The 13,260-nt window shown below is 62.0% G+C and carries 15 protein-coding genes; 7 read left to right on the top strand and 8 right to left on the bottom strand.

Annotated elements, in window-relative coordinates:
• Positions 1–124: 124 nt before the first annotated feature.
• The 4 genes from merA to JQ507_35450 form a co-directional block, all read right to left on the bottom strand.
• A complete protein-coding gene (merA, locus tag JQ507_35465) occupies positions 125–1,561 on the bottom strand; it encodes a mercury(II) reductase (protein QRI73687.1) in 1,437 nt (478 codons plus the stop codon).
• 146 nt (positions 1,562–1,707) lie between these two features.
• Positions 1,708–2,004: a cation transporter gene (locus JQ507_35460; GenBank protein QRI73686.1), complete on the bottom strand. Its 297-nt coding sequence runs from the start codon at positions 2,002–2,004 to the stop codon at positions 1,708–1,710.
• Between the two features lie 37 nt (positions 2,005–2,041).
• Positions 2,042–2,461 (bottom strand): mercury transporter MerT, encoded by a 420-nt coding sequence (locus tag JQ507_35455; GenBank protein QRI73685.1) that lies wholly within the window; start codon positions 2,459–2,461, stop codon positions 2,042–2,044.
• 205 nt (positions 2,462–2,666) lie between these two features.
• On the bottom strand, positions 2,667–3,383 hold the full coding sequence (locus JQ507_35450; protein ID QRI73684.1) for a hypothetical protein: 717 nt from the start codon (positions 3,381–3,383) through the stop codon (positions 2,667–2,669).
• A 259-nt stretch (positions 3,384–3,642) separates the two neighbouring features.
• Between JQ507_35450 and JQ507_35445 the strand changes: the two genes are divergently transcribed.
• Complete coding sequence (locus JQ507_35445) at positions 3,643–4,089, top strand: helix-turn-helix domain-containing protein (protein ID QRI73683.1); 447 nt, start codon at positions 3,643–3,645, stop codon at positions 4,087–4,089.
• 260 nt (positions 4,090–4,349) lie between these two features.
• On the opposite strand, the gene JQ507_35440 is transcribed toward JQ507_35445, so the two are convergent.
• On the bottom strand, positions 4,350–4,556 hold the full coding sequence (locus JQ507_35440) for a hypothetical protein (protein ID QRI73682.1): 207 nt from the start codon (positions 4,554–4,556) through the stop codon (positions 4,350–4,352).
• A gap of 224 nt (positions 4,557–4,780) precedes the next feature.
• On the opposite strand from JQ507_35440, the gene JQ507_35435 reads away from it, so the two are divergent.
• Positions 4,781–6,043, top strand: a complete 1,263-nt coding sequence (locus JQ507_35435; protein QRI73681.1) for an IS256 family transposase — start codon at positions 4,781–4,783, stop codon at positions 6,041–6,043.
• A 175-nt stretch (positions 6,044–6,218) separates the two neighbouring features.
• Here the strand turns inward: JQ507_35435 and JQ507_35430 are convergent, their stop codons facing one another.
• Positions 6,219–6,416, bottom strand: a complete 198-nt coding sequence (locus tag JQ507_35430) for a hypothetical protein (GenBank protein QRI73680.1) — start codon at positions 6,414–6,416, stop codon at positions 6,219–6,221.
• Between the two features lie 142 nt (positions 6,417–6,558).
• Here JQ507_35430 and JQ507_35425 point away from each other — a divergent pair, with 142 nt between their 5' ends.
• Positions 6,559–6,864 carry a hypothetical protein gene (locus tag JQ507_35425; protein ID QRI73679.1) on the top strand — a complete coding sequence of 102 codons (306 nt, stop codon included), beginning with the start codon at positions 6,559–6,561 and terminating at the stop codon, positions 6,862–6,864.
• A gap of 120 nt (positions 6,865–6,984) precedes the next feature.
• Here JQ507_35425 and JQ507_35420 read toward each other — a convergent pair whose 3' ends face one another.
• The gene (locus JQ507_35420) at positions 6,985–7,881 is read right to left on the bottom strand and encodes an NAD(P)/FAD-dependent oxidoreductase (protein ID QRI73678.1); all 897 of its coding nucleotides are present in this window, start codon (positions 7,879–7,881) and stop codon (positions 6,985–6,987) included.
• Positions 7,882–8,092: 211 nt separating this feature from the next.
• Positions 8,093–10,534: a heavy metal translocating P-type ATPase gene (locus JQ507_35415; protein QRI73677.1), complete on the bottom strand. Its 2,442-nt coding sequence runs from the start codon at positions 10,532–10,534 to the stop codon at positions 8,093–8,095.
• A gap of 53 nt (positions 10,535–10,587) precedes the next feature.
• Between JQ507_35415 and JQ507_35410 the strand changes: the two genes are divergently transcribed.
• The 4 genes from JQ507_35410 to JQ507_35395 all read left to right on the top strand — a co-directional run bounded on the left by JQ507_35410 (position 10,588) and on the right by JQ507_35395 (position 13,260).
• Positions 10,588–10,863: a metal-sensitive transcriptional regulator gene (locus JQ507_35410; GenBank protein ID QRI73676.1), complete on the top strand. Its 276-nt coding sequence runs from the start codon at positions 10,588–10,590 to the stop codon at positions 10,861–10,863.
• Positions 10,864–10,947: 84 nt separating this feature from the next.
• Positions 10,948–11,421 (top strand): hypothetical protein, encoded by a 474-nt coding sequence (locus JQ507_35405; protein QRI73675.1) that lies wholly within the window; start codon positions 10,948–10,950, stop codon positions 11,419–11,421.
• 72 nt (positions 11,422–11,493) lie between these two features.
• Positions 11,494–11,784: a hypothetical protein gene (locus JQ507_35400; GenBank protein QRI73674.1), complete on the top strand. Its 291-nt coding sequence runs from the start codon at positions 11,494–11,496 to the stop codon at positions 11,782–11,784.
• 9 nt (positions 11,785–11,793) lie between these two features.
• Entirely contained in the window at positions 11,794–13,260 is a 1,467-nt protein-coding gene (locus JQ507_35395; protein QRI73673.1) for a TolC family protein, read from the top strand.

Here is a 13,260-nt window from a genome sequence, read left to right as displayed (position 1 = left end):
GGATCATGTATTCAACCATGTGAACTTATGTGGCCGGCCGGCGCCGATGTCGGCCACGCCGATCAGCCGCACAGGTTCGCCGCCAATCAGGTTCTGCGATGGACCCGGCCGACGCGCTGCTCTATCAGGCACAGCAGGACAGCTTGGCGACATCCTTAGTGAAGGTCTGCGCGGCAAGCTTCAATCCCTCGACTGTCGTGAGATAGGGGAAGATCGTCTCGGCGAGTTGCTCGACCGTCAGGCCGCATTTGATCGCGAGCACCGCGGTCTGAATGCTATCTGCTCCCTCGGGCGCAAGGATGTGCGCACCAAGAAGCCGTCCGCTACTTGCCTCGGCGACCAGTTTGATCAGGCCGCGGGTGTCGCGCGCGGCCAGCGCGCGGGGAACATACTTCAGATCGAGAGTAGAGGTCTTTACCTTTAAGCCTCGAGCGCCGGCTTCGGCTTCCGTCAAGCCAACGCTGGCAACTTGCGGATCGGTGAACACCACTGCCGGCATGGCGGTCGCATCGTAGGGTTTCCTGTTGCCGTTGAGTGCGTTCTCCGCCGCGATCCTGGCGCCGTAAGCCGCCATGTAGACAAATTGATCGCGCCCGGTGACGTCGCCGGCGGCATAGACGCCAAGCTTTGAGGTGCGCATGCGGTCATCGACGTTGATACCGCCGTTCGAAAGAAGTTCGACACCGCTTTCCGCAAGCCCGAGGTCGTCGGTGTTGGGCCGGCGTCCGGTCGTGATGAGGACACGCTCGGCCGTGATCGTCTCGGCGCGGCCATGGGCTGAAACCAAAAGCGCGATGCCCATCGGCGCTTGTTGGATCTCCCGGTATGAGAGCCCCTCGCGAACGGCGATGCCTTCCTCGGTGAAATATTTGGTCAGTGCGGTGCTGATTTCCGGCTCCGCATCCGGCAACAAACGGCGGCGTACCGCGATCGTCACCTTGACGCCGGCGCGGGCGAACATCTGGCCGAGCTCGCAGCCGATGTAACCGCCGCCGATCACCAGCAGGGACTTCGGCAGTTTCTCGAGTTCTAGGGCCGTCGTGCTCGTCAGATACGGCACATTTTCGATCCCCGGGATCGATGGCATCGCCGCAGCGGCGCCGGTCGCGATGATGACCTTGCCTACCTTGATCGGCTCACCGTTCACCATCACGCCGTCGTTTGTCAACCGGGCCCGGCCTTCCCGATAAGCGACCGTGTTGTAGCTCGGCAGCAGATCGAAATACTTCGCCTGCCGCAACGACGACACCAATTCATCCTTCTGCCGCACGACCGCGGCCCAGTCCGCGATTCCGCCATCCGTCCGGATGCCGGCAAAGCGCGATGCGGTTTCCGCGTGATGAACTGCCTCGACTGCACGGATCATGGTTTTCGACGGGACGCAGCCTACATTGACGCAGGTGCCCCCGATCATCCCGTGCCCGACGAGCGCAACATTGGCGCCAAGCTCCGCTGCGGCAATTGCGGCCGAGAAGCCGGCCGAGCCAGCGCCGATGACGGCAAGATCATATCCGCCATTCGCTTTCGGCGCGTCGGAAGCGCAACAGTCACCAACGGTCATCGTGAAACTCCTGATACTGAATTAGATCGGAGAAAGCCGCGTTCGCCGACGGACGGCGCTCCACCTTATTTGGAATCGTTTGGCTCGCCAGCCGAGCGCCCGCTGTCGGAAGCGTCCTTTACTTTTTGGCGAGCCAAACGGGCTTTTCAGTTCTTGACGTGTGCGGGGTAGCCGGCGTTCGTGGCCGCTGCGATCAGCGTAGGAACATCGGCGGTCGCATCGTCGAAGGTGACGGTCGCGACGGCGCTCGCGTTCGCGTTGGCTTCCTTGACCTGGACCGCTGTGACGCCCTTTACCCGCGACAGCGTCTTCTTGACGATCGGCGCGCAGAGTTCGCAGGTGCCGTTATCGACATTGAGGACAACAGTCTTTTCAGCGGCCTGAGCGACGAGCGGCGATAGCGCCATGGCGAGGGCAGCGGCGGCGATCCTGATACGAATCATGATCTCTCTCCTTTTGGATTCTGGATTGGGCAACAGACTAAAGAAATAACGGTGCGATTTTTGGAAAGCCGAGTGCCACGATCACCAGAACGGTGGCGACCCAAAGGCCGATCTTGGCCGTACGTCCGGAACGCGGCTTGGCGCAGTAGGAATCTTCGGCACAGTCCACCTTGGGCTTGCGATAGACGAGGTAGAACCCGTAACCGAGGAAGGCGAAGGTAACCACGGCGAAAATCGGCTGATAGGGTTCAAGCGCGGTCAGGTTGCTGATCCAGGCTCCGCTGATTCCGAGCGTGAAAAGAGCAAATGGTACCACGCAGCACGATGCCGCGCCCAGCGCCGCCAAAATTCCGCCAACAGAGGCCAGCCGGGCCGTCCGGGTCGACGAATCCCCCCGATCGGCCTCACGCGAGGAGGGCGTTGCGCCAGTGAAGTTTTGTTGCACTATTTTGTCCATGTGCTGCGCCCTCCGTGACGCCTTGTAGTGTTATGGGGCCTGTAGCAAGTACAGGTTCAAGCGGAACTTTCGGAACCGCCAACACGGTTTTGTGAGGCGGCGCCTCAAGGAAATTGCGCTTGAACCCTACTCGACGGACTACTACGGCATATTCATTGGCCTACAGCATCCTCTGCGTCTTCATCAATGCCAGTTCAGCGGCGTGTCAGGCGCTCAAGTCGACATCGGGGTACCGCACCGGGTTTCTTTGCCGAGCAAAGATCTGCGCTTCCGGAAGCGTTACATGTGCTTCCTGCCGGGCTTGCGACCAGGCCGTGAATGTCCGTTCGTCCTTGAACAGGTTGACGTGGTCGCAGAACGCGCTTCGGAGATTGACGCAGCAAGCGTCGCTATCCGGCGCGACGATCGACATCACGCAGCCGGATGGCGGCGTCGAGCGCAACTGGCCGGGTGCCAGCTCGACGGTAAGTTGGGTCCCGGATCCGGGGCAGTGCGTGACCAAGGTCGCCGGCTTGCCGAGAATTTCCGGAAGAAAAAGCGCGTCAAAAGCGCACCAGGTATAGAGCCCGGCGTCTTCCGTGTGGAAGCGATGGTGCGTCGGAACGAGGCTCAGGCCTCCAAATGCAATGACCTGTCCATGTTCATCGAATCCAAAGTTTGTCGGCGGGAATTCGAGCAGAAGCTGGTCGATGCGTTCCGTTGGAAGGTCGCACCCGATGCCGAGTTGCTCGCGCGTCACCGGCACGCCGCAACCAAGCAATCTGAAGAGCTCGACACTCAGTCTCTGCAGTTCCGGAGTATTCTCTGTCAGAACGCGCCGCCTCAAGTAAACGTCGAACGCTTGGCGGCCGGCGTTCGGATCCAAAGCGCGCGATGCGGGCTTCGTGTTATTGGGGGCTCCCTGCGAAGCGCTCTTCATCACGTGATTTACTTCCTATGTTTCGTCAGTGCCGTAGATGGTTTTCGGCAAGCTCGGAAGAGCGTAGTGGCTGTAGGTAATACAGGCTCAAGGGCGAATTTCGTGGCGATGGCACTTTTCCGCGAAACGCTCGCCGCAGCGAGCGATGCCGCAAAGGACCCTCCGGTCCGACTTCGCGCGCAGCCCGGGGTGGGTTGTCCTTGCCAATGGCGGGTGTCGGCGCTATCTGACCTGTAGTCATTACAGGTTCGAGGCGGATACTATGTGGAGCAAGACGACAAACCGGGACGAATTCCTGACTCGCGGTGCACTGGCTGCCCAGACCGGCTGCAACATCGAAACGATCCGGTACTACGAGCAGATCGGCATCCTACCGGCGCCGCCTCGCAGTCAAGGCGGGCATCGCCTCTACGGGCAAGCTCTCGTCAGACGCTTGCATTTCGTCCTCCGAAGCCGCGATCTGGGTTTCACTCTCGAAGAAATCCGGGAATTGCTCAGAATGGTGGATGGCGACAATTACACGTGCAGGCAGATTGAAGCGTTGGCACTCGAGCACGTGCAGGCGATCCGCCGAAAGATGGCGGATCTCAAGAAACTCAAAGTCGTGCTCGAGACGATGGCTTCTCAGTGCGGGGGCGGGAAAATACCCAAGTGTCCCATCATCGACGCGTTGTTCGATGCGCGCGCGCCGATACGTTGGGCAAGGTAGTTCGGGCACTTCGGCGCGCGTCTCTTCAGCGTTTTGAAGGCGATCTATTCCCGGCAGGCAGACGCGCGTGACGTTCCGGAGATGGCTCCTGCGATCGTGAACGCAAGCCTCTTGAACGTGTAGGTACTACAGGGTGCACTTTGTTTCTGAACGGCCACAGGAGTGGACCGGCCCGGAGAGGCGTGGCACCATGAACGAACGCACCATAGGTGCAATTGCCCGCATGCTCGCGGTGCTGTGCTGCGGCGGGCCTGTTCTCGTCAGCGCCGCTGGGCGCGGCCGGGACCGCGGGGCTCCTGTCGTGGCTTTTCAAGTCCCTCTATTTCGCAATCCCGGGCAGTATTCATCGCTCTCGGGCTAGTCGGCGTCTTGTTGATGACCATGCGGTTGTGCGAGTAGATCGTGATGACCATCACGATACTCATCACGACGACATTCACCACGACACTCGCCACGGTGATCGCCATGACGACCGCCACGATTAGAGCCGGTTCTGGTCGGAACTGGGTTGAAGAGTAATTTTGAGAGCCGGAAGGGAACTTCGGATTTCACCTTCCGGCTCTGAGGGTGCAGGAGAAACCAGCAAGGCGCGGGGGCTATCGCCGAAAGTTGGTGACGGTGGGAATCGGAAAGGCGGCATATCGTGGGGGTGCTTGACGCCTCCACTTCTCCACCGAAGGAGCGATATGCCGTGCCACAGGATAACGTTATCAAGCTGATTCAGCCAGGATTCTTCGACGATCAACTCACCGGAATCTTACGCAACGGAGCCCGTGCGCTGCTTGCCAAGGCGGTCGAGGCCGAGGTCGCGGACTTCCTCGACAAGCATGCAGATTTGAAGACCGGGGACGGCCAGCAGCGGGTGGTCCGCCACGGTCATCTGCCGGAGCGCGAAGTGATGACCGGTATCGGTCCGGTCGCCGTCCGCCAGCCGCGTGTGCGTGACCGCGAAGCCGCCGCCGCCGATCCAGGGCGCATCCGGTTCTCGCCGTCGATCCTGCCGCCCTACATGCGCCGGTCGAAGTCGATCGAGACGCTGCTGCCGATCCTTTATCTGAAGGGTATAGCGTTGGCGGCACTGCTCGGCAATGATGCTGCCGGGTTGTCGGCATCGGCCATCGGCCGCCTGAAGGACGGCTGGTTCGACGAACAAGCCGCTTGGCAGAAGCGCGATCTGTCGGCGAAGCGCTACGTTTACATCTGGGCGGATGGCATCCATCTCGAAGCACGCCTGGAGGACGAAAAGCAGTGCATCCTCGTGCTGATCGGCGCGACGCCGGAAGGCCGCAAGGAACTGGTCGGCTTCACCGATGGCGCCCGCGAGAGCGCGCACGACTGGCGCGATCTGCTGCTCGATCTGAAGCGGCGCGGGCTCGACGTGCCCCCGCGGCTCGTCATCGCCGATGGCGCCCTCGGGTTCTGGAAGGCTGCCGGTGAGGTCTGGCCGAAAACGCGCGAGCAGCGCGGCTGGGTGCACAAGACCGCGAACGTGCTCGCCAAGTTGCCGAAGAGCCAGCAGCCGAAAGCCAAACGCGCGTTGCAGGAGGTCTGGATGGCCGAAACCAAGGCCGCCGCCGAACTGGCGTTCGAGGCATTCATCGAGAGCTACGCGTTGAAATACGACAAGGCGGCCGACTGCCTGAGCAAGGATCGAGATACGCTACTGGCATTCTACGACTTCCCGGCCGAGCATTGGAAACACTTACGGACCACCAACCCCATTGAAAGCACCTTCGCCACCGTGCGCCACCGCATGATCCGATCGAAGGGCTGTCTATCCAACAGGACCGCGCTCACGATGGTCTTCAAACTGATCGAGGGCGCCCAAAAAAGCTGGCGCCGTCTCGACGGTCATAACCAGTTGCCAAAACTCGTTCTCGGTGTGACATTCAACAACGGGATCGAGGTCATCGCAAAGCCGATTGATCGTCAGCCCGCAACCGCCGCCGCCTGACCGGCCCCGGCCGTCACCAAGATTTGGCGATAGCTCCAAGGCGCGAGTAGTTTAGGGGCTAAAATTACAGCAGCGATCAGTTCGTCTTCTCGTCATAAATTCCGATGCGTCAGCGGTTTTATATAATAAGGGCGCGCCATTTGGCGCGCCCGATGGAATTCCGAGAGCAAGTGAATCACATTTTCATCTTGGAATGGTCCATGCCCTTCATGCCCTTCATTTTCTTCGCGTCGCTTTTGGCCTTCTTTTGCTTAATCTGGACAACTTCGGCTCCGGCGTTTGTCATGCCAGGTTGACTTCCGACCGGAAGGGCAACAGCCGCAGCGGCAGAACTGACGAAGGCGAACGCTATAACGAGCAACACCCTGTTCATATTCATCTCCGAGTTAATGATGATCACGTGAACCAATGCGAGACGTGTGAGGGAGTTCCCTCCATGCGAAGCGAACCGCCTGAGGGAACTTATTTCGGAGTGGCGGCTTTCCTCTCTACGATTACAAAGAGGGGAGGATCCTATGTCTCGTTTTCCGCTCATAGGCGCTGCGGCGCTGTTAACTATTGCGGTATGCGCTCCCGCCTCGGCTCTTCCTTTGGCGAAGATGACCACCGCTGCGCTGCCCGAACCGCTCGTGGAAAATGTTCACCTCATTTGCGACAGGTACGGGCGGTGCTACAATTCCCGACGGTATGTTCAGCGGCGCTACTACGTGCAGCCCGGCTATTCTAGTTATGCCTACGGTCCGGGATACGGTTATGGCTACGGTCCCGGCATCAGCTTCGGTTTCGGCGGCGGTTTCGGCCATCATCACCATCACTGGTGAGCGGGGTCTTATGTCCGGCGACGGTGCACACTTTCGTGGCTGCGCGCAGCAGCGCCGTCACCGTGCCTGATCGGCCTGACGATAATGGCACCGATCCTGGACGATAGCCCCACGAAGGGGCTATTCGCGCAGCGAGTTATGAATGGCTGTTGCTGCGGCAGCAGCGTGTCCCATTGCGACGCTGATTTGGTCGACACCCTTCGCGACGTCTCCCGCAACGAAAAAGTTCGCGACCGTGCTTCGCTGGTGCTCGTCGGCAACCACGCAGTGATTATCGAGAGCCGCTCCCAGTGCGCCCGCTAGAGATGATCGCGGGGCACAGCCTAAAGCCGAGTAGAGGGTATCGAACGCAAGCGTACCGTGACGGTTCATGGTGAGCCCAACGATCTTGCCCTCATCGATTTCGACTTGCGTGACCGCCTCTTCGACGGCCTTGATGCCGGCGGCATGCATTTTTTGCCGCTGCGCGCTATCGAGCCTTAGCGGCTCGCCCAGCGAGAACAGCGTGATGTCGGCCGTGTAGGTCCTCAGGAAAAGCGCTTCACCGAGACCGGTTTCGCCATGGCCGATGACCGCAATTTTGTGGTCGATCACTTCGTATCCGTCACAAATTCCGCAGTGGCGGATGAGGCCTTTCTGAACCGCATCGAAGAGGTTAGGAAGCGCCGGCTCCTTGTCGATCACGCCTGTGGCGAGCAGGACGGTTTGTGCACTGACTTGTGTGCCTTCGAGTGTTGCTTCAAACGTTCCGTCCGGCAAGTGCTCAAGTTCGGATACGGTGCCTGAAACGATACGCGCTCCATATTTCACGGCTTGCGAGCGCATACGGCCCACCAGTTCGCTGCCGGTTACTCCTTCCGGAAAGCCGGCATGATTATGTGATTTCGGAATCCAAAGGGCCCGGCTGGCACCGGCGTCCGCGACGACGAAATTGCGCCGAAAACGGCCCAGATATATTGCAGCGGTAAGGCCGGCAGGGCCACCGCCGATTACCAGGCAGTCGAGTTTGGTTGTCATCGTCGAACCTTTTCTACTGCATCAATGTCGAAAGACCCGTCACGGGTGTTCCTCTGCCCCGACGCGCCCTGGATTGCGAAATTGGCACAGCCGTCTGGGCCAGGTCCGAGATATTTCGCTTCGTACGGACCGGCCCCGACAATGAGGTCGGAAAGGAGAATGCAGCGTCATCGCGCTCCCCGCACTGCGGGGCAATTCAGCACTCTTTCAGCTATATCCGAACCGCTCGCAGCCGCAGCGCGTTGCCGACAACGCTCACGGACGAGAGCGCCATTGCGGCAGCGGCAATGACCGGGGAGAGCAGCAATCCGAACGTCGGATACAGGATGCCCGCCGCGATCGGAATTCCCGCCGCGTTATAGATGAAAGCAAAGAACAGGTTCTGCCGGATGTTGCTCATCGTCGCCTGAGAAAGACGCCGGGCGCGGACGATGCCGCCTAAGTCGCCCTTCAGCAGGGTGACGCCGGCGCTCTCCATCGCGACATCCGTTCCGGTACCCATGGCGATTCCCACGTCCGCCGCCGCGAGGGCAGGGGCGTCGTTGACGCCATCCCCCGCCATCGCGACGACGCGGCCTTCCTGCTGGAGCTTGCTGACGACGGCGCTCTTCTGATCCGGAAGCACCTCCGCCTCGACGTCTGGAATGCCGAGCCGCCGCGCGATCGCGCTTGCCGTCGTACGGTTATCGCCGGTCAGCATGATGACCTTGATGCCTTCGGCGGCCAGCAACTTCAGTGCATCCGGCGTCGACGCCTTGACCGGGTCGGCGATTGCCAGAATGCCGGCGAGTCTGCCGTCGACCGCGACGTTGATGACCGTCGCGCCGTCGCCTCGCAGCTTTTCCGCCTGCGTCTCCAACAGTTGCGTTTTAATGCCCGCGGATTTCAGAAAATTGGAGTTGCCGAGCAGGACCGACCTGCCGCCGACCTTACCCGTAACTCCCTTGCCGGTCGGGGAATCGAACTCCTGGACATCGGCGAGAGCCAGATTCCGTTCTTTCGCCGCCCGGACAATCGCGTCGGCGAGCGGATGTTCGCTGGACCGTTCGACGCTCGCCGCAAGCTTCAGAATTTCCGCTTCGTCGAATCCCTGCGCAGGGATGATGTCGACCACCTTCGGCTTGCCTTCGGTCAGCGTTCCCGTCTTGTCGACGACCAGCGTATCGACTTTTTCCATCCGTTCGAGCGCTTCCGCATTCTTGATCAGGACGCCGGCCTGGGCTCCGCGTCCGACGCCGACCATGATCGACATCGGCGTCGCAAGTCCGAGGGCGCAAGGGCAGGCAATGATCAGGACGCTCACGGCCGCAACCAGTCCGAACGCGAGCCGCGGCTCCGGGCCGAACAGCGCCCAGGCGCCGAAGGCGACGAGAGCCGCCGCAATCACGGCCGGCACGAACCAGCCGGCGACCTGGTCGGCGAGACGCTGGATGGGAGCGCGGGAACGCTGCGCCTGCGCCACCATCTGCACGATCTGGGAAAGAAGGGTATCACGGCCGACCTTCTCGGCCCGCATCACGAACCCGCCCGATTGATTCAGGGTGCCGGCGATCACCTTGGCGCCGCTCTCCTTGGAGACCGGCATGGACTCGCCGGTCACCAGCGACTCGTCGAGGGACGAGCGGCCTTCGATGATGACGCCGTCCACCGGGACCTTTTCCCCGGGCCGGACCCGCAGCTTGTCGCCGACGTTCAGGCCGTCCATCGGGACCTCTCGGTCCGCCCCGTTCTCGTCGACGAGGCGGGCGGTCTTGGGCGCCAGATCCAGCAGGGCCTTGATCGCGCCGGAGGTGGCCTCGCGGGCTCGAAGCTCCAGCACCTGGCCGAGCAGGACCAGAACGGTAATCACCGCAGCGGCCTCGAAATAGACCGCCACCGCGCCGCCGTGGCTTCGGAATGCGGACGGGAAGATGCCCGGCGCTACGGTGGCGACGACGCTGTAGGCAAAGGCGACGCCCACGCCCATCGCAATCAGGGTGAACATGTTCAGGTTTCGGGTGACCAGCGACTGCCAGCCGCGCACGAAGAACGGCCATCCGGCCCAGAGAACGACCGGCGTGGCGAAGACGAGTTGGATCCAGTTCGAGGGGTTTTGGTCGATCCAGCCGTGGCTGCCGACCAGATGGCCGCCCATCTCGAGTACAATGACCGGCAGCGCCAGCGCGAGCCCCACCCAGAAGCGCCAGGTCATGTCGGCCAGTTCGGGGTTGGGTTGGTCGTCGAGGCTGACCAGTTCGGGCTCCAGCGCCATCCCGCAGATCGGGCAGCTTCCGGGTCTGATCTGACGGATCTGCGGATGCATGGGGCAGGTGTAGACCGTGCCCTCCGGGACGTCGGCGTGCTGCGGCGCTGCGTTCGCCTTATCGAGGTATCGCTCCGGAGCGGCGGCGAACGTAGTTTGGCAGCCGGCCGAGCAGAAATGGTAGGTGACGCCCCTGAAGTCGAAGCGATGCTTGCTGGTTGCGGGATCGACGGTCATGCCGCAGACCGGGTCTACGACGCCGGCTCTGCCCGCAGCGTGATGATTATGGTCGTGCGCGTCTCCGCCCCCGCAGCACCCGCTCTTCTTGACCGGCGTTTCAGGACCGGCGGCGACCGCCTTTGACGAGCATCCGCATCCGCCTCGGGACATCGCCTTCTGTTCGCTGGCCATTTCGAGCTCCTTGCCTACTTGCAACCCATACCGTGTAGGGGTATATAAGACCCATGCGGAAAGACATCAAGGTATCCTGTCAGAAACGCCTCGGCCGGATCGAGGGCCAGGTGCGCGGCCTCTCCAAAATGGTGGACGAGGAGCGCTACTGCATCGATATCGTCACGCAGATTTCGGCGGTCCGTGCCGCGCTGCGACGGGTCGAGGAGGAAGTCCTGAGGGACCACGTCTCCCACTGCGTCGAACACGCCATCGCGAGCGGCGACAAAACAGACCAGAGGAAGAAGATCGCCGAATTAATGGCGGTCATCGGCCGGGCTGACCGATGAGCGACACCAAAAGTTCCATCTTGGCGGCCGCGATCTTCGCCGCTATGCTCCCGAGTGTTGGTGCGAAAAGGCGTTGATGTCTGCATGGTCGTCCGGTTGACCAGAACGAAGCGAACAAGGGCAGGGTGGCTGGTAGCCCTAGCCTATCTGCTTTGCGTACTGGCGCCGACGATCTCCTACGCGCTGCCCGGCGTCCACGCGCCCGCGCCGTGCCTGACGGACGAGAACCACGTTCCCGGAATGGTTCATGTCCATTCCGAGCCGCAACATTTGCACGACGACGGCCAGATCCATGATCATGCCGCTGCGCCGGCACATTCCGGCGGCGGTGACCATTCGATGTCGGTGGCATCGGATTCGAAGTCGGCTCCCGAAAAAGCTCCGCATAAATCCGGCGGGGAGTGCTGCGGGCTGATGTGCGTGACCGCTCTTCCGGCGAAGGTCGTCGACATCGTGACGCCTTCCGCTCCGACGGCGCTTTGCGAAGTCGAAGGTTACCTGAACGTCGCCGACAAGGCTCCCCCCCGGCACTATCGCCCCCCCCATTTCCTGACCTGATCGAAGCTACGCGGTGCCGTGCCTGTCGAGGGCTCGCGCGCCTGTGGTCCATCGTCAGTTCAGGAAAAGATAATGTTTGCGCAGCTTGGGGCGATTCTCGCCGCCGTCCGGTCGGTGGTGAAGAGGATATTAGGCAATAGATTTCGGGCAATCGTGGGGATGACCGCCGCGACGTGGTCGCTCGGGGGATGCATTCCGACCGTTCCGCTCGTCGGTGCGGATCCGGCCGACCCGAACGTGCCGGTCGCCGGCGTCAGCTACCGCTCCGGCATCGCGCCCTACACAAGCATGCGGCCGACCGCGCCATCCGGCTGGAAAGAACAGAACCAGCGCGTAACTCCCACGCCCAAATCCGAGCAGTAGGAGGACGCCATGACAGAAACACTTTTCATCCGACTGCGACGCGCGACGGGCGCCACCGGGGCCAGAACGGCGTTATCGTCGCTGTCAGCCGCGCTGCTGCTCTCGGGTTGCGCAACGTTCTCTCCGGACGGCGGCATGACGGCGGTGGCCGACATCGCCGGCGGCACCATCAAGAAGGACGTGATCTCGATCCGGACCGCCGACGATGTCGTGGTCGCGAACGATGCGGTCAAGCGGCTGCTGCGCCGGACCCTGAACGTCGAAACCGCGGTCCAGGTCGCGCTCCTCAGCAACCGGGGCCTTCAGGCGGCCTACAACGAACTGGCGCTGGCGGAAGCGGACCTCGTCCAGGAGAGCCTGCCGCCCAATCCCACGTTCTCGATTTCGCGAATATCGGGCAACGGAGCCGTCGAGATCGAACGGCAGGTCGTCGGCGACATTCTGGCGCTCGCCACCCTGCCGTTCCGCTCGGAAATCGCACGTCAACGTTTCCGGCAGGCGCAGTTGCGGGCCGCCCTCGAGACGCTGCGGCTCGCCGCGGAAGTCAGACGGTCCTATTACCGCGCGGTCGCCGCCAACGAACTCATCGGACTTCTCGCGGACGCCAAATCCACCGCGGAATCCACGGCCCAACTAGCCCTCAAACTCGGCCAGACCGGATCGCTCAACAAGCTCGACCAGGCGCGCGAGCAGGTGTTCTATGCCGAGACCACGGCCGAACTCGGATCGATACGCCAGGAGGCGGCGAGCTCGCGGGAACGCCTCGCGCGTCTGATGGGGCTTTGGGGAAGCGACCTGGCCTTCCGGATTCCCGGCACGTTGCCGGCGTTGCCCCGGCATCCCTCGGCGCTCCCGTTGATCGAGGTCGATGCGGTCAGCCACCGCATCGACCTGCAGATCGCGCGGATCGAACTCGACGCCCTCGCGAAATCTCTCAATCTAACGGAAGCGAGCCGGTTCGTGACGCTCCTCGATGTGGCGGGGATCGACCGCAAGACGCGCGATCCCGAAAGTGCGCCCTTCCGCGAACGCGGCTTCGACATCCAGTTCCAGATTCCGATCTTCGACGGCGGCGAGGTGCGGGTCCGGCAGGCTGCCGAGACCTACAATAAGTCGTTCAACCGCCTGACCGAAAAGGCGATCAACGTACGTTCTGAGGCAAGGGACGCCTACCGCGTCTACAGGTCGACCTACGAAATCGCCGGCCAGTACCAGCGTGAAGTGCTGCCGCTGCGCAAGATCATCACCGAAGAGATGCAGCTACGCTTCTCGAGCATGCAGATCGACGTTTTCGCGCTGCTGACCGAGGCGCGCCAGCGCATCGCATCGCTGCGCGCCGGAATCGAGGCCAAGCGAGACTTCTGGTTCGCCCAGTCCGACCTTCAGACGGTCGTCAACGGCGGCGGCTCCGGAGAGTCCCAGAACCAACCCCGTCAGACCACCACCGCCCAGGCCGGCGGGGGCGGCGGCCATTAA

The organism is Bradyrhizobium sp. PSBB068 (assembly GCA_016839165.1).
In the GTDB taxonomy this organism is placed as follows: Bacteria; Pseudomonadota; Alphaproteobacteria; order Rhizobiales; family Xanthobacteraceae; genus Bradyrhizobium.
Note: the sequence above shows the minus strand (reverse complement) of the source record. Positions and strands in the feature narration are given on the sequence as shown.

Coding starts and splice junctions, on each gene's coding strand:
- JQ507_35460 (QRI73686.1), bottom strand. CDS start 2,004: ATGATTCGTATCAGGATCGCCGCCGCTGCCCTCGCCATGGCGCTATCG.
- JQ507_35430 (QRI73680.1), bottom strand. CDS start 6,416: ATGAACAGGGTGTTGCTCGTTATAGCGTTCGCCTTCGTCAGTTCTGCC.
- JQ507_35445 (QRI73683.1), top strand. CDS start 3,643: ATGTGGAGCAAGACGACAAACCGGGACGAATTCCTGACTCGCGGTGCA.
- JQ507_35400 (QRI73674.1), top strand. CDS start 11,494: ATGTTTGCGCAGCTTGGGGCGATTCTCGCCGCCGTCCGGTCGGTGGTG.
- JQ507_35410 (QRI73676.1), top strand. CDS start 10,588: ATGCGGAAAGACATCAAGGTATCCTGTCAGAAACGCCTCGGCCGGATC.
- JQ507_35440 (QRI73682.1), bottom strand. CDS start 4,556: ATGGCGATCACCGTGGCGAGTGTCGTGGTGAATGTCGTCGTGATGAGT.
- JQ507_35420 (QRI73678.1), bottom strand. CDS start 7,881: ATGACAACCAAACTCGACTGCCTGGTAATCGGCGGTGGCCCTGCCGGC.
- JQ507_35405 (QRI73675.1), top strand. CDS start 10,948: ATGGTCGTCCGGTTGACCAGAACGAAGCGAACAAGGGCAGGGTGGCTG.
- JQ507_35455 (QRI73685.1), bottom strand. CDS start 2,461: ATGGACAAAATAGTGCAACAAAACTTCACTGGCGCAACGCCCTCCTCG.
- JQ507_35425 (QRI73679.1), top strand. CDS start 6,559: ATGTCTCGTTTTCCGCTCATAGGCGCTGCGGCGCTGTTAACTATTGCG.
- JQ507_35415 (QRI73677.1), bottom strand. CDS start 10,534: ATGGCCAGCGAACAGAAGGCGATGTCCCGAGGCGGATGCGGATGCTCG.
- JQ507_35395 (QRI73673.1), top strand. CDS start 11,794: ATGACAGAAACACTTTTCATCCGACTGCGACGCGCGACGGGCGCCACC.
- merA (QRI73687.1), bottom strand. CDS start 1,561: ATGACCGTTGGTGACTGTTGCGCTTCCGACGCGCCGAAAGCGAATGGC.